General features: G+C 63.8%; 28 protein-coding genes. 1 reads left to right on the top strand and 27 read right to left on the bottom strand.

The genetic code is table 11. The features are described from left to right. Nucleotides 1-16 precede the first annotated feature (16 nt). The 7 genes from AC1DT2_RS03785 to AC1DT2_RS03755 all read right to left on the bottom strand — a co-directional run bounded on the left by AC1DT2_RS03785 (nucleotide 17) and on the right by AC1DT2_RS03755 (nucleotide 7224). On the bottom strand, nucleotides 17-694 hold the full coding sequence (locus AC1DT2_RS03785; protein WP_477294441.1) for a hypothetical protein: 678 nt from the start codon (nucleotides 692-694) through the stop codon (nucleotides 17-19). Further along, entirely contained in the window at nucleotides 691-1818 is a 1128-nt protein-coding gene (locus AC1DT2_RS03780) for a baseplate J/gp47 family protein (protein ID WP_477294439.1), read from the bottom strand. The genes AC1DT2_RS03785 and AC1DT2_RS03780 overlap by 4 nt, the downstream gene beginning before the upstream one ends. Before the next feature lie 9 nt (nucleotides 1819-1827). Next, the gene (locus tag AC1DT2_RS03775) at nucleotides 1828-2232 is read right to left on the bottom strand and encodes a hypothetical protein (protein WP_477294437.1); all 405 of its coding nucleotides are present in this window, start codon (nucleotides 2230-2232) and stop codon (nucleotides 1828-1830) included. Between the two features lie 8 nt (nucleotides 2233-2240). Then, nucleotides 2241-2828 carry a phage baseplate assembly protein V gene (locus AC1DT2_RS03770; RefSeq protein WP_477294435.1) on the bottom strand — a complete coding sequence of 196 codons (588 nt, stop codon included), beginning with the start codon at nucleotides 2826-2828 and terminating at the stop codon, nucleotides 2241-2243. After that, the gene (locus AC1DT2_RS03765; RefSeq protein WP_477294433.1) at nucleotides 2825-3892 is read right to left on the bottom strand and encodes a phage late control D family protein; all 1068 of its coding nucleotides are present in this window, start codon (nucleotides 3890-3892) and stop codon (nucleotides 2825-2827) included. Before AC1DT2_RS03765 ends, AC1DT2_RS03770 begins: the two co-directional genes overlap by 4 nt. A 76-nt stretch (nucleotides 3893-3968) precedes the next feature. Then, nucleotides 3969-4925: a hypothetical protein gene (locus AC1DT2_RS03760; protein ID WP_477294431.1), complete on the bottom strand. Its 957-nt coding sequence runs from the start codon at nucleotides 4923-4925 to the stop codon at nucleotides 3969-3971. Between the two features lie 10 nt (nucleotides 4926-4935). Further along, complete coding sequence (locus AC1DT2_RS03755; protein WP_477294429.1) at nucleotides 4936-7224, bottom strand: phage tail tape measure protein; 2289 nt, start codon at nucleotides 7222-7224, stop codon at nucleotides 4936-4938. On the opposite strand from AC1DT2_RS03755, the gene AC1DT2_RS03750 reads away from it, so the two are divergent. Continuing rightward, entirely contained in the window at nucleotides 7208-7510 is a 303-nt protein-coding gene (locus tag AC1DT2_RS03750; protein WP_477294427.1) for a hypothetical protein, read from the top strand. The genes AC1DT2_RS03755 and AC1DT2_RS03750 overlap by 17 nt on opposite strands. A gap of 102 nt (nucleotides 7511-7612) precedes the next feature. Here AC1DT2_RS03750 and AC1DT2_RS03745 read toward each other — a convergent pair whose 3' ends face one another. From AC1DT2_RS03745 to AC1DT2_RS03650, 20 genes are all read right to left on the bottom strand, one after another. Beyond that, nucleotides 7613-8113: a hypothetical protein gene (locus AC1DT2_RS03745; protein WP_477294425.1), complete on the bottom strand. Its 501-nt coding sequence runs from the start codon at nucleotides 8111-8113 to the stop codon at nucleotides 7613-7615. Nucleotides 8114-8279: 166 nt separating this feature from the next. Then, nucleotides 8280-8705: a hypothetical protein gene (locus AC1DT2_RS03740; RefSeq protein ID WP_477294423.1), complete on the bottom strand. Its 426-nt coding sequence runs from the start codon at nucleotides 8703-8705 to the stop codon at nucleotides 8280-8282. Between the two features lie 5 nt (nucleotides 8706-8710). Next, nucleotides 8711-9145 (bottom strand): hypothetical protein, encoded by a 435-nt coding sequence (locus AC1DT2_RS03735; protein WP_477294421.1) that lies wholly within the window; start codon nucleotides 9143-9145, stop codon nucleotides 8711-8713. Nucleotides 9146-9211: 66 nt separating this feature from the next. Beyond that, nucleotides 9212-10729, bottom strand: coding sequence for a phage tail sheath C-terminal domain-containing protein (locus AC1DT2_RS03730; RefSeq protein ID WP_477294419.1), 1518 nt, complete (start codon nucleotides 10727-10729; stop codon nucleotides 9212-9214). Nucleotides 10730-10792: 63 nt separating this feature from the next. Next, nucleotides 10793-10966 carry a hypothetical protein gene (locus tag AC1DT2_RS03725; protein ID WP_477294417.1) on the bottom strand — a complete coding sequence of 58 codons (174 nt, stop codon included), beginning with the start codon at nucleotides 10964-10966 and terminating at the stop codon, nucleotides 10793-10795. Between the two features lie 7 nt (nucleotides 10967-10973). Continuing rightward, nucleotides 10974-11828, bottom strand: a complete 855-nt coding sequence (locus tag AC1DT2_RS03720) for a hypothetical protein (protein ID WP_477294415.1) — start codon at nucleotides 11826-11828, stop codon at nucleotides 10974-10976. A gap of 13 nt (nucleotides 11829-11841) precedes the next feature. Next, on the bottom strand, nucleotides 11842-12489 hold the full coding sequence (locus AC1DT2_RS03715; RefSeq protein WP_477294413.1) for a hypothetical protein: 648 nt from the start codon (nucleotides 12487-12489) through the stop codon (nucleotides 11842-11844). Continuing rightward, nucleotides 12489-12890 carry a hypothetical protein gene (locus AC1DT2_RS03710; RefSeq protein WP_477294411.1) on the bottom strand — a complete coding sequence of 134 codons (402 nt, stop codon included), beginning with the start codon at nucleotides 12888-12890 and terminating at the stop codon, nucleotides 12489-12491. The genes AC1DT2_RS03715 and AC1DT2_RS03710 overlap by 1 nt, the downstream gene beginning before the upstream one ends. A 3-nt stretch (nucleotides 12891-12893) precedes the next feature. After that, nucleotides 12894-13331, bottom strand: a complete 438-nt coding sequence (locus AC1DT2_RS03705; RefSeq protein ID WP_477294409.1) for a hypothetical protein — start codon at nucleotides 13329-13331, stop codon at nucleotides 12894-12896. A 69-nt stretch (nucleotides 13332-13400) separates the two neighbouring features. Further along, nucleotides 13401-14537 (bottom strand): major capsid protein, encoded by a 1137-nt coding sequence (locus AC1DT2_RS03700; protein WP_477294407.1) that lies wholly within the window; start codon nucleotides 14535-14537, stop codon nucleotides 13401-13403. Between the two features lie 10 nt (nucleotides 14538-14547). After that, nucleotides 14548-15303, bottom strand: coding sequence for a DUF6651 domain-containing protein (locus tag AC1DT2_RS03695; protein ID WP_477294405.1), 756 nt, complete (start codon nucleotides 15301-15303; stop codon nucleotides 14548-14550). Nucleotides 15304-15417: 114 nt separating this feature from the next. Beyond that, nucleotides 15418-16773 (bottom strand): DUF4055 domain-containing protein, encoded by a 1356-nt coding sequence (locus tag AC1DT2_RS03690; protein ID WP_477294403.1) that lies wholly within the window; start codon nucleotides 16771-16773, stop codon nucleotides 15418-15420. Nucleotides 16774-16780: 7 nt separating this feature from the next. Then, nucleotides 16781-18094, bottom strand: coding sequence for a phage terminase large subunit family protein (locus AC1DT2_RS03685; protein ID WP_477294401.1), 1314 nt, complete (start codon nucleotides 18092-18094; stop codon nucleotides 16781-16783). After that, a complete protein-coding gene (locus AC1DT2_RS03680; protein WP_477294399.1) occupies nucleotides 18069-18542 on the bottom strand; it encodes a DUF2280 domain-containing protein in 474 nt (157 codons plus the stop codon). The genes AC1DT2_RS03685 and AC1DT2_RS03680 overlap by 26 nt, the downstream gene beginning before the upstream one ends. A gap of 32 nt (nucleotides 18543-18574) precedes the next feature. Beyond that, nucleotides 18575-19195, bottom strand: coding sequence for a putative metallopeptidase (locus AC1DT2_RS03675; protein WP_477294397.1), 621 nt, complete (start codon nucleotides 19193-19195; stop codon nucleotides 18575-18577). A 51-nt stretch (nucleotides 19196-19246) separates the two neighbouring features. Continuing rightward, a complete protein-coding gene (locus AC1DT2_RS03670) occupies nucleotides 19247-19441 on the bottom strand; it encodes a DUF2158 domain-containing protein (RefSeq protein WP_477294395.1) in 195 nt (64 codons plus the stop codon). An 83-nt stretch (nucleotides 19442-19524) separates the two neighbouring features. Further along, complete coding sequence (locus tag AC1DT2_RS03665; protein WP_477294394.1) at nucleotides 19525-19869, bottom strand: hypothetical protein; 345 nt, start codon at nucleotides 19867-19869, stop codon at nucleotides 19525-19527. 10 nt (nucleotides 19870-19879) lie between these two features. Then, nucleotides 19880-20317: a hypothetical protein gene (locus tag AC1DT2_RS03660; RefSeq protein WP_477294392.1), complete on the bottom strand. Its 438-nt coding sequence runs from the start codon at nucleotides 20315-20317 to the stop codon at nucleotides 19880-19882. Next, complete coding sequence (locus tag AC1DT2_RS03655; protein ID WP_477294390.1) at nucleotides 20314-20658, bottom strand: hypothetical protein; 345 nt, start codon at nucleotides 20656-20658, stop codon at nucleotides 20314-20316. Before AC1DT2_RS03655 ends, AC1DT2_RS03660 begins: the two co-directional genes overlap by 4 nt. Next, nucleotides 20655-20990, bottom strand: coding sequence for a hypothetical protein (locus AC1DT2_RS03650; RefSeq protein WP_477294388.1), 336 nt, complete (start codon nucleotides 20988-20990; stop codon nucleotides 20655-20657). The genes AC1DT2_RS03655 and AC1DT2_RS03650 overlap by 4 nt, the downstream gene beginning before the upstream one ends. Between the last annotated feature and the right edge of the window lie 167 nt (nucleotides 20991-21157).

Raw genomic sequence — 21157 nt, 5'->3', positions numbered from 1 at the left:
GTGCTTGAGGGGTTGATCAGTTACTGATGCGCGTCCAAACGATCGTTCCTGCGGGCTTCACGGCATCGATCGCAGCGAAGATGTCGGCGTCAGACACTCCACCGGTGACCATGGACATCGACGCGTATTCCGCCCATGAGGCAGTGCTGTAACCAGCTGGTGCGCTCCCGTATCCAGCCACAGAAGCGATGCCCGCGTTGCTCACCGGCCGGTAAGCGATGACGAAGGCCTGATAGGGCAACGAAAGTGAGCCGTAGGCGCCAGCGACACCATAGCCGCTGGTCGGTATCCCATAGCCGCCGGTGTCCGCTGGCCTCCATGGCTCGATGATCTTCGGGGCACGGCCCGTCAAGGACGTGAGGATATTTACGATCGCAGCTCGGGTCGCTTTCTCGCGAAACAGGTTGGCCAGGATGACCAGTCGGTACGACGTGTCGCCCTGCCCCGTCTTGCGTGTCACCTGGCCAGGGCCGAAGAAGTCGGCGGCAATCATGTCGAGCCACCCGTCCGTGGCACTCATGATGCGGGTCTGCAGCTTGGCGTACGTGTAAAGCGTGTAGACAAAGCTCAGGAGGCCGGCAATCCCTGCCAGCACACCATCGAAGACCGGTAGCGTGTCCCCAGTGCCGCCGAACCAGCGCGACGGGAGCTTCCCCTTCAGCCGCGCGAGGATGTCATTGAAGTCGCCGATCACGATACGGTCACCGTTCCGCCGAGCACGCGCTGTTTCGCGGTGGCCATGATGTCGGCCGTGCCACCGTTGAGCGTTAGGCCCGTGATGTTTGTCACGCCAGGGGACGCGTCGTAGGCGACTTGCACCAGACGCGAGTAGGGCAGCGATTGCCCCAGCGTCAAGCCGGCGATGTAGGCGAGCACAGACGACTGCACCAGAGCTTTCGTGGCCGTAGGATCGAAGCCAGATGCGATGGTCGCCGCCATCGCCACGTTCGCGGTAACGACCACGGGCGCGAAGACGGCAAATCCGACGGTGAACGGTCGAACCGCGTCGATCGCGTTCGACGCCGAAGCGAGGAACGTCGAGCCAGGCGTGCCGGATCCGTCGTCGGCGACGGCGTAGAAGAAGCCCGGGTGRTAAGTGCCGTTGTAGTCGGCATTTTCCACCAGAGAAGCGCTCGCCCCGACCTTCAGCGAAAGGATGGCGCTCAGAACCGCCGCCTTCGTCGCGCGCGACAGGCTGGCGATGTAAGCGACGAACCGCGTGCGGAAGGCCGGGTCCGTCTCCGCGTCGGCACCAGAGGTGAAGGCTGACGGGTTGGTCACCGTGTCGACGTACTGCACCGCCTGGGCCAGCACGGTAATCGAGTTGGCCACCGCATTGCCCGCAGCGCCAGCGACCAGCGCCGTGACTGGGACGTTGAGGCTCACCGTGCCAGCAGGTATGACGTAGCCGCCAAGGATCGCGTTGTAAGCGGCGTTCGTCGTATCCACCACGACGATATATCGAAGCGAGCCGTCGGTGGTCTGAACGAGCGCGTTGATGGGGACCACGGCCTGCATCGTCGGGGTGAACCGAGCGAACGTGACGAGGCCTCCGGCAAACGCAGCCTGGAGCCGCGCGAAGTCGAAGTCCGCCATCCAGCTGTCGAGGTCGGGACCGCTACTGGTCGCCGCCCGGGTGGTCGCCAGCAGGAGAAGGATCAGTCCCTGAAGCCAGACGACGACGCTGGAAGTCGTCTCTGCGAGAGCCCGCAGGACCGAGCCAACGGTGAAATCAGTGAGCGCTACAGCGCGGGCCTGGACGCTCGTCGCGAAGTCCGTTACCAGCTGGGTGAAGCTCTTCGAATTGACGCTGGGCATGATGGCTCACTAGTTGACGTTGAACGAGAGCGTCGCCGGCGTACTGGTCGCGGCGTCCGTATACCTGATGGAGATCGAGAGGACTCCGGGTGTCTGTGCGACGGTTATCTGCGGTGCCGGCGTCCTCGCCACCGAATCCTCGAGGAGGATCTGTCCCCGGATCAGGGCGACGATCTCTGCCGGGTCCACGGCCAAGCCGATATATCGCGGGAGGCCCGCGCCGTAGTCAGCGTGGAATGGATAGTCGGGCGGAAGTACAGAGCCATCGGGCAGGATCGCTCGCGGGTTTGTAAGAAGGCGGCGCAATACCCGCTGCTGGCCTCGGGACGTGACCTCGACAGTGCCCAGATCGGCCGTTGCGGAGACCCCGGCGTCGCTTCCCCAGAAGTGGTCGATGTCGGTTAGGTTCGGCACTTTGATTCCTATATAGGTTCGCCCGACACACCAGTGCCAGTCTGAATGCCAGAGACGCGCAACGTGTCGTCGACGTGCTTGCCGTTCGATGTGATCGACCCGGTGTGAGCCTGGTCACCGTGCACGTTGAATGCCCCTGTGTGCGTCCACGTCCCAGCCGAGGTGATCGTTCCGTCCCCGTTGAGCGTCACCGACGCGCCATGAGCATCCGAGAACGACGCCTTTCCGTCGTTGGTGAGCTTGAAGAACGCCCCTGACTTGTGGAGTACCCAAATCTCTCCTGAGGGGACCTTCGGAGGCACCTCAACGTCGTTGAACAGTGTGAGCCCGGCGACACCGGCGTCCAGCGCGCCGTCTTGAAACTCGACTTTCACCTGATCGTTGATCGCAGGCGGCGCCAGGATTCCGTACCCGTTGCCGACCATTAGCGCGCCGAGAGGAATCCAGCCCGATTCAACGTCGTCCGGCGGGTACTTCACTTTGATCGCATAGCGCGCTGGGTCGTAAGCGGTCACGATGCCGAGCTTCGTCCCGGTCCTGCCCTGCCCGGCGCGAGATGCCACCCCACGGATCGCGTTATCGAGGCGGCTACTCATGGGATCGGGCTCGTCTGGTCGGAATGGTTCTTGCCGCGGAGTGACATCCCGTAGCCGCCACCGTTAGACATCGATCGACTCACGCTCTCGATGTAGTACTTCTGGTCGAAAATGGTGCCGGTCCCGGTGACCTTCGCCATCCAAGTAGAGTCGAGAGCGTCATCGGCTGGCAGGTCTGCGTTGAAGCGCATCTCATGCTTGATCAGCTCGTTGTAAAGCGCCTGTGCGCGCTGGTTAGCCTGCTCCTGCGTCAGGTTGGGAATGACGTAGGAATAGACCTGCGCCGGCGCGCTCGACGACCCTGGCTTGATGCCCTTGGCATGCGAGGCCGGATAAGTCGCGGTGAAGCCGGTCTTCTGCTTCTGGTTCCACGACCGCACCTGCACGACCGCACCCTTACCCACCGTCAACGTCCGGCTGAAGCCGAGGCGCTTGGTGTTTGACCGGAAGTAGCCGAACTCGTCGTCAGGCTCTTCCCATTCGACCTCGAAGACGTTGGCATCGTCAGGGTCCGGCCGTGGCTCGAAGTGCAACTCCTTGCCCTTCACGTAGACCACAAAGCCTTCCTGCACGGCGAGCCAGGTCAGGAACTCCCATTCCGTGTCCGTGGATGTCATCGACACGTGGTCGATCTGGTAATACCGGCCCACCGTGGTCGTCGTCCCCGTGACCACCGGGGTAAGCCCATGCCGGCTGGCCAGCGTCGAGGCGATCTCGCTCGCCGTCTGTGTCTGCCACTTCTCTGAGGTCTTGGCATCGATCAGAAGGGACGTGAGGTCTCGGCCAGTGAGGGTGATTGTCCTACCCGAGGGATCGAAATCGACCTGGTCGACGTTACCGGTTATCCATGACGTGAGGTCTGCTGACCCGTAGTTTTCGGGGTTCTGCGGGAAGCCCGCGAGGATCTCCACACTCATCGTGCTTTGATCGAGGAACCAGCGAAGATCCTGTGGCGCCTTCAGTTCCTTGATAGCGAGCAACACCGTAAAAGTGTCCGCCTCATGGAAGCTGTTGCTGTCGACCTCGAAGTCCACCCACGCCGGGGAGGCTACTCCAGCGATCATCACCATGCCCCGAGGCGTTCGCGCCGAATCCGCCGACTTATCGACGACGGCAGCGACTGAATCTAGCGTCGTCGTTTCAGCCACCGAGAATGCCCCCTGCGGTGTCCGGTCGAAGCGGGACCGCTATCTGTTGCGTGCCGACCAGAACCGGGTCGGTCAGACCATTGGCCTTTGCGATGCCAGTCCACGAGGACGCGTCTCCATAGGCGGTCGCGGCCATATCCATGAGATTTCCGCCCGACGTGGTGACGGGGCGTACGCTGCCCGACACCGACCCCAGGTTGGCGCCCATCCGGCCGACGACGTTCTGCAGTGCGTACATGTTTGGCAGGCTGTTAAAACTGGTCACCTGGGTGGCGAGGGCCGACGACGAAAGACCGATCGGCGTGCCCGGGATCACACCGCCAAGCGTTCCAACGTTCTGGATGCTGTTTCCCGTGCTTGCGATCAGCGTCGAAACGCGACCCTGCACAGCAGCGATCGGCGCCAACACGCTATTGATGACCGATGTTGAGGCGTTGGCGAAGCTTGATACCGCACTGATCGCGGTATCGAGCCCTCCGAGCAGGGACGAGAGGATGCCGTCACCGATCAGGCCACCGAGGCCGTTCGCCGTGCTCATGTCATCACCCATCACATCGTCGATCGACGAAGGGGCGATGACAGTCACTGGAGCCGTCAGGTCCTCGACCACCTCCAGCGAGATCCTGTAGGGGATCTGGTACGGGCGTTGAAAGTCCGCGGTATACGAGTTGATGAGTACCAGGTAACGGAACTCGGAATACGTGAACGTGAGCGCCTTTCCCTGCTTCCGAAGCGTGTCCAGATATCGCGCGCGCGCCAGCGCATTCTCACCACGGAACCAGCCACCCCACTCCGGCGGGGCGTCGTCCGGACCCATGGCATCGACGACCTTCTGGCCACCGATCAGCCGGTGCACCACGAGTGCCTGGGTGCCGCCGAACCGAAGGCTTTCGGGCATCTCCATGCCGGCGAACACGAAGTCGCCAAGCGTTACGGTCGTCGAAGCCATGGGTTTCCTGTCAGCGTGCTTGTGTCATGCCGACGGGTGCCGGCGAGGCAGTGAAGTCGAACGAGTTGGAACCACGCTGCGGCGCGCTGAGCTGGTCAGCCAGATGCGGCGCCATGACCTTGCCGAGCTTCTTACCGTCGACATAAACGTCTCCGACTCCGCTTCCCGAACCGTTCCTCGTACCGGGCTTGACGAGATTCGGCTTAGGAACCCACTTTCCGTCGACGTAGTTCTCGAACCGGAGGTCGTGCTTTCCGCTTCCGCCCGCGAGGTCGTTGTCTCGGTCGCCATAGGCGGCATCACCTAGCGACTTGTACTTGCCGCCAGATATCTTCTTCACCAGAGGATTGATGGCGTGATCGTTGAGCCATCCGCCGGCCGCTGCGCCGCCAACAATCGCCGCCGCAATGCCAGACACCCACAGCAACACTGACCCGACTGCTGCGAGACCGACGGCAAGACCTCCGCCAGCCACCAAAGCCCCACCGATCAACGTCAGTGCGCCGCCGACGGCCAGAAGCGATCCACCCACCACCGCGAGACCTGCGAGCGATGCAAAAACGATCACCAGACCCTTCGTCAGTGTCGAGTTGTTGCCGATCCACGTCGCCATCTTCTCGATGAGAGGCGTGACGAAGTTGAGACCCTTCACCAACAGTGGCAGGACTACGGCGCCAAGCCGCACAGAGGCCGTTTCCAGCTCCYTGAGCGCCTTGATGAGCGTGCCGCGGTACGTCTTGCCCTCGGCAGTCACCGAATCGTCGATGCCCAGGGCCTTCTTCTGTGCTTCATCAGAATGATGGATTGCAGCCAGCTGACGGTCGATGAGGCTGAACATGTTGCCGCCGGTGCGGCCGAAGATCATCGTATTCTCGCGGCCCTTATCCACCGCCGACGTGATGCCCATCTTGGCGTACATCGGCAAGATGTTCTTTTCGTAGAACTCGACAGGGTCAGACGCGAAGGTCGTCATGTCCTTGAGCGGGTTGCCGCGGAACTGCTTGATGCCACCCTGCGAGTTCCACTCGATCTTCGACTTATCCCAGATGCCGTTGTCTGCGAGCAGGTGTGCCACCTGATTCGGCACGCGCACGCCGCCGACGAGGCGGTTATAGGAGGTCATCCACGCGTTACCCGCCGTACTGCCCTTCAACTCGCCGATAACCGGCTCGAGCTTGCCGAACAAAGCCTCGTTGCCGAGGCCCTGTGCTGCGACACCGCCGCGCGCCATGAACTGACGCATCTGTTCCCAGTCGACGTTGCCACCGGAGCTGCGGATAGCCTTCCAGCCCTGATCCGCAATGCTGTTGAACGTCGTAGCATCCTTCAGGCCGCCCCGCATTTCGATGAAGCGCAGCATCGACAGGCTTTGCGTGTGCATGCGTGCCTGAGACTCACCGTCCAGGCCCGCAGTTGCGAACGCGATCTTGGAGAGAAGGGGCGCGGCGAGCTTTGCTCCGGCAAGGGCTTCCTTTCCGCCCAAGCCGGACTCGCGGAAAACGCCCTGCGCCTCCGTGATGTTGTTCATCGCGTCGATGATCGACGTGCCGGCGATGTGCATGCCGTTGGCGAACTTCACGGCTTCTTTGTTGACCTCGTCGGACATGCCGAAGAGCTTGAAGCGGGTCACGGCCTGCTCGTACTCGGAGGCCTTGTCGATCGGGCCGCCGAGCATGCCGAACATGGCCTTTCCGCTACGCTCCAGCATGGCGCCGCCAATGAGACCACCGAGGCCGCCGCCGAACCCCGACCCGCCCCCACCTCCGCCCCCACCTCCGGCGCCACCGCCGCCGCCCCAGCCCCAACCCGCAGTCGTGAATGCCGACGGACCGAGTCCACCGCCACCAGGTGATCCGGGCATAGCTGGCCAGCTACCACCGCCGGGGCCACGAGGGCCACCAAGAGCGAGCGCCCCACCGCCGGGTCCGCCAAGGAACCGCTGTGCGGGGCCAGACAGCTGCATGGCCGGCGATCCGCCACGGGCGCCAGCGAAGGCAGCCATGGCCACCAGGCCACCGCCACCGCCTCCCATGGTGGACATACCACCGGCGCGTGCCGCGCGCTCAGCGGATGCGGCGTAGCTATCAGCCGAACGCCTGGCCCGCTCGTAGCCGTTGGCTGCGCCCTCTGCCCAGTTGCCGAAGCCACGGCGCGTTGCCGCGTTGATCTTTTCGATGGTGCTCAGGAGGCCCTTGGCGCTCTTCTCCGCCGTCGCGAACTGGGCGGCCAACTTGAGGATGCCGCCGCCCGTGGCGTCCACGACGCCGATACGCACGCCGATCTTGTATGCTTCGAACATGCGAATGCCTTTACGAATGAGGGTTCAGGACTGGCTGGCGGACCGTTTTTCGTTCGTCCAATACGCCGTCCCGCGCGTTAAGCCGAAGACCCGGACGAACCGCAATTGGCCAAAGATCCGTGAGCAGCTCGGCGATGTCGCCGCTGGCGTCGGCGCGCTGATCATTGTCGTGCACGCTCTGTCCATGGCCTTGGCACCGAGGAAGGGCGAGCCGCCCGTTGCCATCTTGTTTGTGCTCGCCGCGCTCGCCGCGATTCCGGGCACGCTGATCACCCTGCTCATCTGATGGGTGCCTCGGCGAGGCGAAAGCGCACCGCGTGGCAAGTCGCCTTCCTGACGCTTGTCGGCCTGCTGGCTCTTGCTCACGCCACAGAGAACCCCGCCGCTGTCAGTCCCTCGACAGCGGGGCGTGCAGCCAGTCACCACCGATAACGCCGGCAGCGGCTGCATCCTCGAGGATCCGTAGCACCTTGTCTTCCAGACGGATGGCAGCTGGGGCGAAAACGGCGCGGGGTGGCATATTCGGTGTGCCCAACTCGAACCACACGCCGCGCTCATCGGTCGTCCCGACGACGCCCTTGAGCCCGATAACCTCGCTCGTGATTGTGTCGCGGAACTCTCCGGTGGCCAGCAGCGGGGCATCCAGAGGGAAGTTCATGATCTCCTTCCGGCGCTCCGTGGACTCGGCCAGCTGCGCCCAGGGCGGAATCGCACCGATTCCACCCCTGTCGGACCCAACACCGTCCTGATACACGCCGATCTCGGCCTTCGCCGCCTTCTCAATCTCCTTGGTCGCCTCTTTCACACCCAGGTGGAGGGCGATGGTCGTCGCCGCCCCGACCCTTAGAAGGTGCTCTGAGAACTCGCCGAAGCTATCGAAGGACCTCATTTCTGTTCCTTGAAGCTCATCGTGTGCCAGTCGAACTCGCTGCCCTCCATCTCGCTGAAGGCGATCGAGAAGGCACCGCGCGTGATGTCATCCAGCGAGAAGGCCACGTCGAAAGGAATGCCGTTCTTTACCAGCCACAGGCATTCCTTGATCGCCGGGGCCGTCGCTAGTTTTTTAGCGCTGCCTGATCCGCCTCCGGATCCTGCTCGCCAAAGTTTGCCTCGACCGCCTTGGCAACTGCGAAGATGCTTGCTTCGTCCAGGCGAACGATCAGCGCTTCGAGCTCGCGCTTCGTGCCGATGGACACGTCATCGCCATCGATGCTGCCAACGTAGGTCAGCGGCATCACCATGCCCATGTAGGCCTGGTTAGATGCCGAATGGCCGAGCATGTCGACAAGACGGTACTGCGCCAGGACGCCCGGCTTCCGGAGGACGATTACTCGACCTTTCGGGTCGGTAATCACAGCCTCCGCCTTTGCCCGGTCGATGAACTGCTGAGTGGGTGTCGGCGCCGGCTTGGCGGGCTCTGCGGTGTCGCCCGGCGCCTGGTCGGCGCCGGACTGCGTAACGGTGAGAGTGGGCTCGGACATGGGTATCAGGCGACCTTCAGGCGACGGGAGGCGAACGCGCTGAGGGCCTGGTTGACCTTCGCGTCGCCGACGTAGTTACCAGCGTCATCCAGCTTGAGGATGACCTTGGTGTAGCGGAACTGAGACACCGAGCCATTGGCTTCGGTGATGGTTTCCGTGACCGATGCGGTCAGGGTGTCCAGGCCGGCAAAGTAGCCAGCTTCCTGCGCGGCGAAGAAATCATCTACGACGCTACTGGATCGATCGATCGTGAACGTCAGATCCCAGCCGATGGGAGCGTTGAAGCCGAGCGCCTCGCCGGCGATATAGACGCCGATCTGCGTGTTGTAGCGCGGCTTCTTGTCGAAGCTCTTCGTCGTGATGGGGAGGTCGAAGGGACCTGCCGGCGTGACGATCTTGATCGTCACGTCCTTGCCGATGGTAAAGCCGCTTGCGGGCATGGTTCTCTCCAAAGAGAAAGGGCGCCCGGAGGCGCCCTTAGGTGATGACGTTGAACCGCTGCCCGCTTAGGACTGCAGCGTCTGCTTGGTGACGACCGTCTGGCCGCCCTGCACGTTGACGATGAACTTCTCGGCTACCGACAGGTACTTCGCTGCAACATCGGCCTGCAAATAGCCCAGCGCGATGCGTGACGGAGAGTTGTTCTTCAGGTCGCACTGGTTGGTGAAGCTGTCGAGCTGGACCTGATCGACCATGTTCTGGAGGAACGAATCCAGCGTGGCTTTCACTTCGGCACGGAGCGGATCGTTCGATGCCACCGACTGGAGGCGGCCGACGAACTTACCCATGCCGGCGCCGATGGTGGCCGCGATGTAGTTGGTCATGCGGGTGTAGTTGTCGCCCTGTGTTGCGGGGTTCGAACTGCCGTTGTGGCCGACACGCATACCGAAGTAGCTGCCACCCGGGACCGGGTTGGTGAGCACGTCCCAGCCCGACTGGATGAGCGTCTGGAGTTCGGCGCTGGAGTACTGCAGGTTCTGACTGGTCTTTTGCGTAGCCACCACGCCGTAGATCGGCTTGTTCAAGCTCGAGTGCTGAGGCGCGAGGTTTGCCAGCCGGCCGGCGCAGAATGCCTGCGGCGACACCAGGCGGGTCACCTGGGCTACAGGATCGGCCCAGTAGCAGTAGTCGCCGAAGATCGGCTTGAACGAGTAGCTATCGACGCCCGCCGAAGCCCGCGTCGTCACCGCGTTCGCGATCGTGTCGCCGGCGGGGCCGACGCAGATCATGTAGGTCCCTTCCGACAGGCCATAGGCCACCTGCACGGACCAGGTCGTCAGGTCGTCAACGTCGGCCAGCATGGCGACACTCGCGCCGCTGCTGCGAAGCGCATACATGCCCTTGCGGGGCACCGTATCGACGCCGATCATCACCGCCGAGGTGATCGTCGTGGCGCCGTCGGTGCCACCAGTGAGCGGCGTGGTGCCCGCAGCCGGTGCCGTGGTGCCAACGCCAGCCGTGGCGACGATCATCTGCGATGCCGACCGTACGCCGTACTGGCCGTTGTTGATCGCGAGGGCCAGATTGACCCAGAACGCGTTTCCAGTGCCCGTGATGTTGTCGAACACCTCAGCAACGAGGCCCGGCATCGAAACGATTGCCTTGAAGCTGGAAGCGGCACTACCCGCGGCAATCTGGACGGTCGCCGAGTTACCCAGGGTGCCGGTGTACTTGCTGGTAAACGTGATGTTCGTCGCCAGCGCGCCGCTCGCGGCCGTGTCGGTGCCGTCGGTGACGCGTACGGCAACGATGTTGTTCGCACCCTGCTGCACTGCGATCGCAACAGCCGTGCCGAGGTCGTACTTTCGGTTCTGGATGGCGCCGAACTGGCGGGCATAGGCGGCGCTGTCACCCAGAACCACTGGCGCATTGACCGGGCCCCAGCATGCCGTACCGACGATGCCAAGCTGATTGGTCGGGACGCCGTTGAGCTGCGAGACCGCCGGCGGGACGATCTGCACGTAAAGGTCGGGGACGATCAGCGCGGTCGTGTTGATTGCGCCCTGCTGGACGATCTGAGTCATGGGTGTCTCCGGGCATAAAAAAAGCCCGCACTGGGCGGGCTCACTGGTGATGGGGCGAGGGACTTAGTCCGCTGCGCTGGGTGGAGGGGTGCGGGCCGGCGGATCCTCGACCTCGATCGGCAGCACATGGCCAGCCTGGTCGGATTCCAGAATCGCCGAGATCTCCTTGGGATCGGTGATGCGGCTGCCGCGGGTGTAATCGCGGAACGGTTCGGAGACGATCAGATGTCGTGCCATGGCGCCCTCATTGGGAAATGGTGTTGGTAGCGGCCGGGGCCGTGGCTCCGACGACGCTGAGTTGAATCGTTTCCTGCGCGACGACCAATTCCGTCGCGGACAGGGTCTGCGTCGTCGAATACTCGGTGCTGTAGATGATGTCACGGCGGTACAGGTTGGCCTTCTGGGTGGCGTCGATCTGGTGGCTCGTCTGGAAGATCAACCTCGCACCCGTCTGGTCAGGCAAGGCCACGAACTCTACTGCCGCGAGGGCTATGTCGAGGATCCTGGCGCACGCGTCACGTCGCGCGGGGGTATCGGCCCAGATGGTGACCTGCACCGGTCGCTTACGACGCTGCAGCTCGCGCTGCATGACGCCAGTACCGCCAGCGCGCGCCGCGGTCACCTTTACCCCATCAGGGATGGTCAGCACGGGACCACTGCTCGACGCGCCAGGTATCTGCACCGCGAGCGCTGTAGCGATGCTCGTGAGCGTGTCGCTCCCTTGCGCCGCATACGTGTAAGCCTGGCCTCCGGCGACCACAGCAACGTTTTGCGCCGCGCCCACCGTGCCGCCCAAGGTGATTGCCTGCCCCGCGATCGACGTAGTTACCGTCGCCGCTTGCTGGCTCAGCGGGGCCCAGGCATTCGAGTAAGCCGGCTGAAGCGTCTCGCCGGTCATGGGGAAGACCGAGACGTGTACCCGTCCGCCCTTGCTGTTAGAGAAGCCGGCGAGGTCCGCATCGAGCTGCGAAGCCTGCGGCCAGCCTGGGTAGATGATCGTCGCGTCGCCGGTGGCTGATGCCTGCGCCGTGCCGTTCGGGTAGAGCGCCTGCGCGAGCAGGCCGACGACGGCGTTTTGCACGTCGGTGAGGTCTGCCATGTGCTTTCCTACGTCAGGTGCCCGCCTCTGCCGCGGTGATCCGCCAACCGAGGTCCGTTTGTTCGCAGCTGGCGAGGACATATCGCCGGCCGTTCTCGTCGATCGCTACGTCATCCGTGCGCAGCTGCGCGTCACCGGGCAACGACGGTATCAGGATGGCCCACCACGGGACTTTCACGTCCCCGGGCAGCGCCGTGTCGTTCCTCTCCCCCTTCGTGCCCTGCAGGACCGACGCAGGGAAGCCCTGCGCGATCGGCTTCTGGTTCTCCATGGTGTTGCCGCCGTATCCGACCGCTCCCACGCCAGCCTGCTGCTGAGGCCGGAAGAACGACATGACCCGGTTGCACTCGACCGCGAGGATCGGGAGCAGCGGCTGCATGCCGGCGATGAAGAACGTCGAGCCGTTCCGTGTCAGGTAGTCCCCCACCGCGAGCAGTCGACCATCGGCAAGGCAGTACCACAGCGGCTTCGCGTGGTCGTTCGCCTTGCCGTACTTCATGTCCTTGGCGTTGAAGCTGGCCAGGATCGGACCGACGAAGCTGGTCACGTCGATCGGCAACATCGCATCGGTCGGCCGGTATTGCGTGAAGGTCAGGCCGATGCGCTTCGCCGACTGCGCGTAGCCGTAGTAGATCTTCGCCTGGAGCTTGTCGCCGTCCATCAGTTCCGCCCTACGCAGACCGTCCCGTCATCACTGCCCAGTGACGGACCCGGGGCGATGCCGATGAAAAAGCACATCCGCCGGCGCCAGTCGTCGAAAAGGTCACGCCGGTCGATCACCTCGCGGCGGTTGCGCGTCCATACCGCGGCGACATCCGTGTCGAGGTTGTCGCTGGCACCGACGATGGCTGTTTCCAGCGTCGTCAGCTGCGCCAGGTAAACCGTCGTAAGCGTCGCCTCTTCCTCAGGACGCATGTTGTTGAGCCGGTGCTCAAGCGTGTTCCAGACACCCGCCGTCACCCATCCATAGGCGAAGTCGCGAGTGTCGTCGGCGACGGAGTCCGCCAGCATCGGGTAGCCCGCGAACCGGCGAACGTCGGACTTCTGGGCTGCCGTCAACATGGCTTACGCCTCCTTTTTCCAACCGCCCGCGGCGTAGTTCTGCACTTCGTCGGGGTGAACCTGCGCGGTGATGGGGCCACCTTCGAACTGGGGCTCATCGAGCACCATGTCGACGAAGACAACGGCTTCCGCGCCGGCTGGCGGCTTGACGCCATCACCAGTGCCATCACCGGCGCCGGCGCCGGTGCCGGTGCCGGTGCCGGTGCCGTTCCCCTCGTTGCTGCCGCTGTCCTGCGGTGCCTCGGCGGCCTTGATCGCGTCCTCGATCGCGGTGACGACCGTCACGCGCACCTTGCCGGCCTGCTCGGCGATCAGTGCCGCCTTGAGCAGCTGCACGTCCTTGATGCCTGGTACTGCGGCAATGACATCCGTGGCCTGCCCGGAGACGATGCTCTGGCCTTGGGCCAGCAGTTCGTCCGCTGCGTTCGTGTTCTCGCTCATGGAAATGTCCTCACTGGGCATGATCTGGCGCCCGGCCGAAGCCGAGCGCCACACCACTGCCGGACGGGCTTAGCCCAGGAACAGCGCCGTGTGCGCCGGCTTGATGTTCGCCCAGCCGTAGGCAAGGCTCACTTCGTAGCGGACGCGGCGGTACTGCAGGTACATGGCGATTTCGAACGTCAGGCCCGTACGCGGATCCGTGATCAGCATGCGGTCGGCGGCCGAGTCGCCCTCTTCCGGCAGCGCCGGGGCACGCGTGGCGATGACGATCGCCGAGCGGCTGAAGGCGATGTTGCCGGTGTAGGCGGCACCCACGGAGACCGCGGTGCCGGTGGCGACAGCCTTACGCAGGCCCGGGGCCGAGATCGTCAGGTTGCCGCCGGTGAGGGCCGTCGCGACGACGTACTTGTTGGTATCACCCGCGAAGGTGATCACGTCGCCCGCCACGATGGTGCCGGTGCCGGTCTGGACCGGAATCGTGACGGCGCCAGCGACGAGAGCGCCGTTGGTGACGTACGCGGCACCGGTGCCGGCCACGTGCTGGCCCACGCCAGCGGACTCGCGCAGCTTGAAGCCGTGGATGTCCAGCAGCGTGCCCTGCTCGCGGAGCTGCGTGGTGCCAGCCTCGTTTGCCTTCGTCAGCTGAGCCAGGGAGCGAACCTTCGCGCCGGCGGTGGTGTCGATCACCATCTGCAGGTCGCTTGTCGGCGCGCCGTTGTCCTTCAGGATCTTCAGGACGTTGGCCGGATCGCTGAGGTCCGTGGCGAACGGCGTGGTGCCAGCCGTGCCCCAGGCGCGGGACGGGCTACCGAGCGTCGCCAGGGTGCCGACGTTCGTCTCGACCTCGTTCACCAGCGTGCGAATCGCCTGCTGGATCTGGTTCTGGCGAATGTTGGCGTAACCCGGGCCGCTGTTGACGCCCTTCTGCTCCTCACCGCTCCAGCGGAACGGCACGGTGCGCGACTTGCTGATGACGATCTGGTTATTACCGATGTTCTGGTCACCGTCGTCGGGCGGCAGCTGGCCAGGGACGATGTCCTCGGCAGCGGCGGCCGGCGTGATCGGGATCCGCACGGTCTGGTTGAGGGCGGCACGTTCGGCCGAGGAGTCCAGCGTTGCCGCCGGGATGAAGCCCGACATCTCGCGCGAGACGACATCGAGCGCCTCGTACAGGTCGGGGATGAGCGCGGTAAGCGTATTCGCCACGGGGTGTTCCTCAGTCGGTCACGGTTCCGCCGGCTTTCACGTGTTCCTGCTGCTGAGCAGGCGACAGCGTGTCGAACGCGGCGCGGTTGATTTGCTTCTTTCCTGCACCGCCACCGTTGCCGCCACCCTGCGCACCGCCGCCATTGGCGCCGCTGCCCTTGAGGATGTGGTCACGGTTCGGGTACTGCTCGATGAGGAGTTCGAGGGCTTCGTCGAAGTCCGCCGAATCACCAGGGCGAAGACGGCTGAAAATCTTGTTGCCGTCGGTGCCGTAGGCCACGACCTTGCCGTCCTCGATCTTGAAGGCCGACCCGAAACGGGCTTCGACCATATCGACCGGGATGGCCAGCTTCTCGGCGATCAGCTTGGAGCGCGCGAAACTGCCGCCGATCTTCTCGTTGCGGAGTTCCGCCTCGAGCTTTTCGGTTGCCTTCTTCGCGTCCGCCAGCTTCACGTCATAGACCTTCGTGATTTCGGTGCGGACCTCATCGACCTTGCCGGCATCCACCAGCGTTTTCTGGTCGAGCTTGGAGACGGTGTCGATGGCCTTGCGCGCGGCTTCCGGATCGAGGCCTTCGAAGGTCTTGATCGTCTTTTCCGCCGTCTCGGCACGCTCGCGGTGGGTCTTGGACTCACCATTCAGCGCGGAGATCTTGCCCATGGCCTGCGGCGCGTCGAAGGGGATGTCTTTCCCGTCGTCGTGCGTGTAGACCGGCTTGCCATCGACCACGACAACGTGGCCCTGCTCATCGAGTTTCAATTTCATGGTGGTTTTCCAACCTGTGGACAGGCCATCCGGCCGAGGGCACCGCTTCGCATCCGCGTCGCGGCAAAGAGAAAAGCCGGCACAAGGCCGGCTTCTCGGGTGATCGTTGATTCGTTAGTTCGGCGGCTCAGGAGCCGGCAGGCGCTTCTTCTCGTCGTCCCAGGTGACATCGGGGGAGACGAGATCGCGTCGCTGGATCTCCTTGAACAAGGTCTCGTTGGATAGCTTGCCGGCGATCGACATCGTCAGGAGGAACTGTGCGGACGCCTCGCCCATATCGGCGGCACCGAAGTCCTTGTAAAGCTCGACAGATCCATCGAACGGCTCGCCAATCCACATCGCCATGAAGCGCAGGCACTGCTCGATCGACGTGTCGAAGACCTCGGTGATGCGCTGTAGCACGCACTGATCGACGCTCTCCTCGCCGATGACCTGGGTAGCAGTAACCTTGCCGGCACGCCGCACCAGCATCTGAGCACCGGCCTGCCGCATCCGTTCTTCGAGGTCGAGGATCGACTGGCGCCCCGCCGCGATGGCGGCACCAGTGTGCTCGACGTACTTGATCTCGGCCTTCTCGTTCTCGCTCTTCACCGCGCTCGCTGCGCCGATGCTGATCTTTGACTTGGCGTCGAAGCCCTTCATGAAGAGGATCGGCACACGGGCGACGTGCAGGATGGTCTGCTGGTCGCTGCTGCTCTGCCAATGCTCGATGTTCTGGTGTGCCAGCTCGAGAAGCGGAGGAGTACCGACGCCGAAACCGGTCCGGACGCCATAGAAGAAGGCGAAGGGGATCACCTTCAGGCTGGTGACGCCGCTATCGATTTCTTCCCACTCGTCGGGCTTCATCGGCTTCGCGCGCCAGACGGCCCACTTGCCGGGCGTCAGTACCCGCACCTGCTCGACCGTCTTCTCACCGAAGTCGCCATCGTCGACGGTTTCGGCTTCCAGCAGACGCAGCTGCAGGAGCTGCATGACACCGTTGACCCGCTTCGCCTTCCAGCCCAGCACAGTGCCCGGTGGGTAACGAACGAAGTACGGCCGGATACCGGCTTCGCGCTCCTGGGCCTTGGTCTTCACCTCGGACGCCTGCGGGTAATCGACCAGCACGCCGGAAATGCCCTTCGCAAGGCAGTCCGTCATCAGGTCGCCGGCGAAGGCATGAAGGCTTCGGCCTTCGGCGTCGATGTTCTGCGTCCACTCTTCGAGGTGCGCGGACAGGTCCTTGTACGTGATCGCCTTGGACAGCGGCTTGCCTGCGAGCACCTCGACGGTGCGCTGATAAGCCGGGTGCAGCACCGCGGTTACCAGGCGCGCCTTGTAGCTGGAGTCGGACTCATTCGGCCACTGCGGGAGGTACGCCTTTCCGGCCGCACGCATGTCCGTGGTCCCCGCCATGAGCGCGTCGAGCATGGGCCAGTTGGCTGCCATGCGATCGACGGCGGCGCTGGTCTTGCGGACAGGAGCGATCATTCGGTTCTCACATTTCGAGGTATTCGACCGACGAATCCACGGTCTTGATCGGGAACCGCTTGGCGATGAAGTAGCCGCCGGCGTCGTTCATGTGGTCGAAACCACCCTTCTTGTCGGGCTGGCCCTTGTCGTCGTAGATCTGACGTTCGAGGCACTGGGTGAAGTTCGGGCACTGGTCGACGTTGACCTTCAGTCGGCGCTCACCGTACGAGTTCAGGAACACCGCGTTGAGCGAGTTGACCCTGTCCTTGATGCTCGGGTTGGTCGAGTCCACCACGACGGTGAAGCCGGCCTTTTTCAGCAGCGAGAGATCCGACTCACTGGCGTTCTTGCTGCTCGTGTTCTGGCCGCTGGCGTCCGGATAGACGGCAATCCCGTGCTCCGGGAACCGGGCCTTGATCTTCTCGATCATGTCCGGCGTGTCGCGCACCGAATGGAACTCGTCCAATGCCAGAGGCAACTCGCCGCGCATCACGTAGACCACGGCGCTCATCTTCATGACGTTGAAGTCCATGCCAATGTGGAGCGCTTCGCCTGGCTTGATCCGCTCGGTCGTCCTGCATTCGTTACGGTCGAACGTGTAGTACACGACGCCCGCATAGTTCTCGAAGCTGGCTTCGTATTCCTGCCGAAAGGTGCGCGGGTCCATCTTTCGACGGGCCGCATCAAGCTCCTCCGGTGGAACGTTGCCGCCATCCAGCGACGTGTACAGCCAGCTCTTGTGGTCAGGCTCGTGACCGGGCAAGCCGTCCTGATGCGTGTCGTAGCAGTGATTGAAGCCTTTCGGCGTTCCGATCCTGAGCGCGTGGCCGCCTTTGCGCACCTCGCCGCTCGGAAGCGTGTAGGTGCAGGTCGACAGCATCGGCCTAAGGACTTCTTCCCAGGCTGCCCACGGGCAATCCGCCCATTCGTCGACGAGGACGAAGAACAGGCCGGAGCCGCGCAGGTTGTCGTAGTTGTCCAGGCCCACCACGCGCAGCACATGGCCGCTCTTGAGCGTGATGGAGCACTCTGTCTCGTTGGGYTTCGACGCGCGCCATGAAACCGGGATCGACTGCTTCAGCCGGCGCCAAAAGACCCGCTTCGCCTGCTTGAACGTCGGCGCCGCGTACCAGATCTCGTCCTCGACGCTGACGCCCCACTCGACAGCGAGCCGCGCCGCACGCCGCAGTTCCGCCTTGCCGAGGAACGTCTTGCCGAACCGACGGCCGCACACCGCGTCACGGAAGCGCGCGGAGGGCTGGAAGCCCCAAACGTAGATGTTTGCCTGTTTCGGCGTGAGCTGGACCGGTGAATCAGAGGTACGGGGAAGCAGGTACATCTTCGTCGGGCCTCAGCACGTACTCGGTCGACGCCCCTTCCGGCACGCCAGGCACGAGCGGCTTATCAGGCTCGATCCTTCGGTTGACGTAGACATCGCCCACTTCCTTCGCCGCCTGCTCAAGCAGCTGAGCGGCAAGGGACAGGTTTCGCATCCCCTCGGCCTTCTCGGCGATCCTCCCAAGCGCTCGCAGCCGATAGGCGCGGTTGGCGATGGGGATCTCGGCGGTCTCCTCGCGGAAGCGCTTGCGCGTGTCCTCGARCAGGACCCTCCAGCGCTTCGCCAGATCACGCCCTGCTCGCTTTGTGGGGTCGTGCGCTTCGCATTGCTGCCGGCTCACCTCAAGCCCGAATTCCTCTCGGACGGCGGCTGCCACGTGCGACGGCGTGTCGAAACAGGCCAGGGCCTGCACGATGAAGGCCTTGACCTCGTTCTTCAGCGTGGCCATAGGTCAGGTTCCGTCTAAGGTCTGTCTTGGGGTCAGGCAGACTTGAGCAGACAGGTCCCGCACGCCCTCGCAATGTTGATTCTCGCCACCTCAGGCGGGCTGTTGGCCGCTTTGACCAACGCCGCCACGTCCGGGCTGGCTCCATACCTACGGACCACTCCGATGAACTCTTCGACATCGTGGCCGCGCATGCCGAGCTTGGGCCCACCCTCTCTGGTGAACTTGGGGGCGCCGAACTCGTCCTTGGCGTGACCGATGTGGTAGAGCTCGTGCTCCACCAGCGCGCAGAACTCGGCCTCCGAGCAAACGGAGCAGTAGTCGGCGGCGAGAGTGATCAGGAAATCCGGCACAAGGCCGAACCAGTGAAGCATCTGCTGCTCCTGCCTTCCCTTCTGCCAAGGGCCACACCGGAACGTGACCTCTTCGCACTGGCCGAGGACGGAACGCCCCTGCTTCTCGAACCCAGAGGCCGCCCATAGAAAAGCGACAGTCGCGTGTCTGAGGTGAGCGTGGTCCTCGTTAAAGAGGTGACCGCCTTCCGTGACGAAGGTGCCTATGGCCCACTCCAGTACTTCGGTAGCCGGCGCGAAGGAGTCAGGCCATCCCGCCCCTTCGACGAATTGGCCGAGAGTGGCTGGCGGTAACGGTCGCATGGGGAAACCTGTGGGGCCATAACGAAGAAGCCGCCCGAAGGCGGCTCCAACTCAATCGGGGTAAGCGTTTATCTTCAACGCTTCCTCGGGAAAGGTGTCGGTGTGGAACTTCCCGAGAGATTCGACGTACCACTCGCAGAGCCACCGATTGCCGCCGCCATCGCCTGACGCCGACTTCGCGGTAATCGTCATGCCTGGGCTGCCTCCGTTTAGCTTCACGGGAGACCCCACCTTGAAATCGCTCATTCCCTACTCCTTGTGCCGTCCATTCGGCTGGCCAAGGATATCCCGGCCCCATGCCGCCGCAAGACGATGGGGCCGGAGAGCGATCAGGTGGCGGGCTGGAGAGCAGCGGCACCACCAGCAACGACCGGAGCGGCAGGGGCCACGGCAGGAGCAGGAGCAGGCGCAGCCTTCTTGAACAACCCGGAAGCGTTGTAGAGCGCCACGAGGCCCGCGATGATCGGGGCGAGCTCCGACTTGGCCGCGGCGATCACGTCGACATCGGCCTCGATTTTCACCAGGTAGGCATTCACCGCGGCGACGACGGCCTGCAGCTTGGCGGTGCCCGGGGCCGACGGCAGCAGCGCTTCGACCTGCTGAATGAACGAACTGATCAGCGGCATGATGCTGGTGATCAGGGTAAGCGACTTGAAGATGGCGGCAAGGTTCATACGGGGTTCCTCAGAGGATGACGCCACGAGCCCGGTAGGCGTCGAGGCAGTGGGCGGTACGGACTCGCTTGGCACGTTCTCGCTCGACGACGCCGGCAGCGGCGACGGCCCAGGCTTGCTGGTTGACGCTGTCAGCGCTGTAGCCGGCGATAACGATGCGGGCGTCGTCAAGGTTCGTGACGGGGCGGAAGATCCGAGGATCCGGTTCCGGATAGCTCGGAAGGTGTTCGACAGGAGCGTGCTCATCACAGGTCACCGCCGGAATTGGCTCGAGCGATCGCCTCGTTGACGATGGCGCGCTGGCGCAGCACGTCAGCAGGAGCATCACCCCCAGCAGCAGTAACGGCAGACACATCGCGAGCGCTACGCGCGCGGCTGTCTTCGAGGCGCTGCTCAGTCGTATCGCTTTCCCGGGCGACCTCGGCGTTAGCTTCGGCTTGATGGTCATTCGCGGTCTCGACGTTGCTGGCTGCCTTGCGCTTGGCCCACCAGCTCAGGATTGCGGCGAAGAGCGCTTCCAGCAGACTTGCCATGGGCCAAACTCCAGGCTGCGGCGCCGAAGTGGCGAACCGCGTAGATCATGAAACCGGCGTGCATCGCGATCGCCCACCATGGGGTCTGCGCACCGTCCAGGCTGCTCGCAATCTTGCCGAACGAGCCCACGCACAACAGGAGGAACACGACCGTCTGAAGCGGCTGGTGATAGAACGTCACGCGGCGCAGTGATTCGAACGCGAGCGCGAGGATGACCGCGAGGATCGCGGCGTCGACGGAGCTGCTCATGGTCATGGGGTGCCCTTCTTCTGATCGTCGCCGTCAGCGAGGCGCTCGGCACGTACGGCCAAGGCCTTCTTGATCAGCGGGATCAGGTTCATGGCGCAGAGGCCCAGGACAAACGCGGTCCCGTTCTCGAGCTCGGGCCCGACGCCGAATTTGTAAACGGCCACCGGCGTCAGATAGACCGCGGTGAGACAACCGACGAGCACGGCCAGAAGCGCCTGCTTCCGGGTCAGGCCCTGAAGGAAGGCGAGGCTGACGACGCCGCCGGCGAAGCCAGCAACCATGGTCGAGAGCTTGACCCCGATCGCGGCGCTGATTGGTTCTGCCATGTGCGTGTCCATAGTTATGCCACCAGGGCGGCTTGTGCCTTCGCCCAAAGCTCCTGGCGGTCGTCCCACCCGTTGGGCAGGCCCGTATCCTTGTTCTCGCCGTTGATCCGGATGGACAGCGCGAGGAAGTCGCCGCTGTCCGCCAGTTCGTTGCAGCCGTGCTCGTGCCACCACCAGGC

Source organism: Luteibacter sp. P4_E6, from assembly GCF_056401535.1.
The sequence above is the reverse complement of the archived record's forward strand: the minus strand, read 5'-3'. Positions and strand labels throughout refer to the sequence as shown.

Bases quoted from the DNA above. Each gene is read 5' to 3' on its own strand.
- AC1DT2_RS03740 (WP_477294423.1), bottom strand. From the start codon at position 8,705: ATGTCCGAGCCCACTCTCACCGTTACGCAGTCCGGCGCCGACCAGGCG.
- AC1DT2_RS03710 (WP_477294411.1), bottom strand. From the start codon at position 12,890: ATGTTGACGGCAGCCCAGAAGTCCGACGTTCGCCGGTTCGCGGGCTAC.
- AC1DT2_RS03660 (WP_477294392.1), bottom strand. From the start codon at position 20,317: ATGACCATCAAGCCGAAGCTAACGCCGAGGTCGCCCGGGAAAGCGATA.
- AC1DT2_RS03705 (WP_477294409.1), bottom strand. From the start codon at position 13,331: ATGAGCGAGAACACGAACGCAGCGGACGAACTGCTGGCCCAAGGCCAG.
- AC1DT2_RS03720 (WP_477294415.1), bottom strand. From the start codon at position 11,828: ATGGCAGACCTCACCGACGTGCAAAACGCCGTCGTCGGCCTGCTCGCG.
- AC1DT2_RS03715 (WP_477294413.1), bottom strand. From the start codon at position 12,489: ATGGACGGCGACAAGCTCCAGGCGAAGATCTACTACGGCTACGCGCAG.
- AC1DT2_RS03730 (WP_477294419.1), bottom strand. From the start codon at position 10,729: ATGACTCAGATCGTCCAGCAGGGCGCAATCAACACGACCGCGCTGATC.
- AC1DT2_RS03725 (WP_477294417.1), bottom strand. From the start codon at position 10,966: ATGGCACGACATCTGATCGTCTCCGAACCGTTCCGCGATTACACCCGC.
- AC1DT2_RS03760 (WP_477294431.1), bottom strand. From the start codon at position 4,925: ATGGCTTCGACGACCGTAACGCTTGGCGACTTCGTGTTCGCCGGCATG.
- AC1DT2_RS03690 (WP_477294403.1), bottom strand. From the start codon at position 16,773: ATGATCGCTCCTGTCCGCAAGACCAGCGCCGCCGTCGATCGCATGGCA.
- AC1DT2_RS03745 (WP_477294425.1), bottom strand. From the start codon at position 8,113: ATGAGGTCCTTCGATAGCTTCGGCGAGTTCTCAGAGCACCTTCTAAGG.
- AC1DT2_RS03650 (WP_477294388.1), bottom strand. From the start codon at position 20,990: ATGGACACGCACATGGCAGAACCAATCAGCGCCGCGATCGGGGTCAAG.
- AC1DT2_RS03765 (WP_477294433.1), bottom strand. From the start codon at position 3,892: ATGATCGCTGGAGTAGCCTCCCCGGCGTGGGTGGACTTCGAGGTCGAC.
- AC1DT2_RS03670 (WP_477294395.1), bottom strand. From the start codon at position 19,441: ATGAGCGATTTCAAGGTGGGGTCTCCCGTGAAGCTAAACGGAGGCAGC.
- AC1DT2_RS03770 (WP_477294435.1), bottom strand. From the start codon at position 2,828: ATGAGTAGCCGCCTCGATAACGCGATCCGTGGGGTGGCATCTCGCGCC.
- AC1DT2_RS03675 (WP_477294397.1), bottom strand. From the start codon at position 19,195: ATGCGACCGTTACCGCCAGCCACTCTCGGCCAATTCGTCGAAGGGGCG.
- AC1DT2_RS03665 (WP_477294394.1), bottom strand. From the start codon at position 19,869: ATGAACCTTGCCGCCATCTTCAAGTCGCTTACCCTGATCACCAGCATC.
- AC1DT2_RS03655 (WP_477294390.1), bottom strand. From the start codon at position 20,658: ATGACCATGAGCAGCTCCGTCGACGCCGCGATCCTCGCGGTCATCCTC.
- AC1DT2_RS03735 (WP_477294421.1), bottom strand. From the start codon at position 9,145: ATGCCCGCAAGCGGCTTTACCATCGGCAAGGACGTGACGATCAAGATC.
- AC1DT2_RS03695 (WP_477294405.1), bottom strand. From the start codon at position 15,303: ATGAAATTGAAACTCGATGAGCAGGGCCACGTTGTCGTGGTCGATGGC.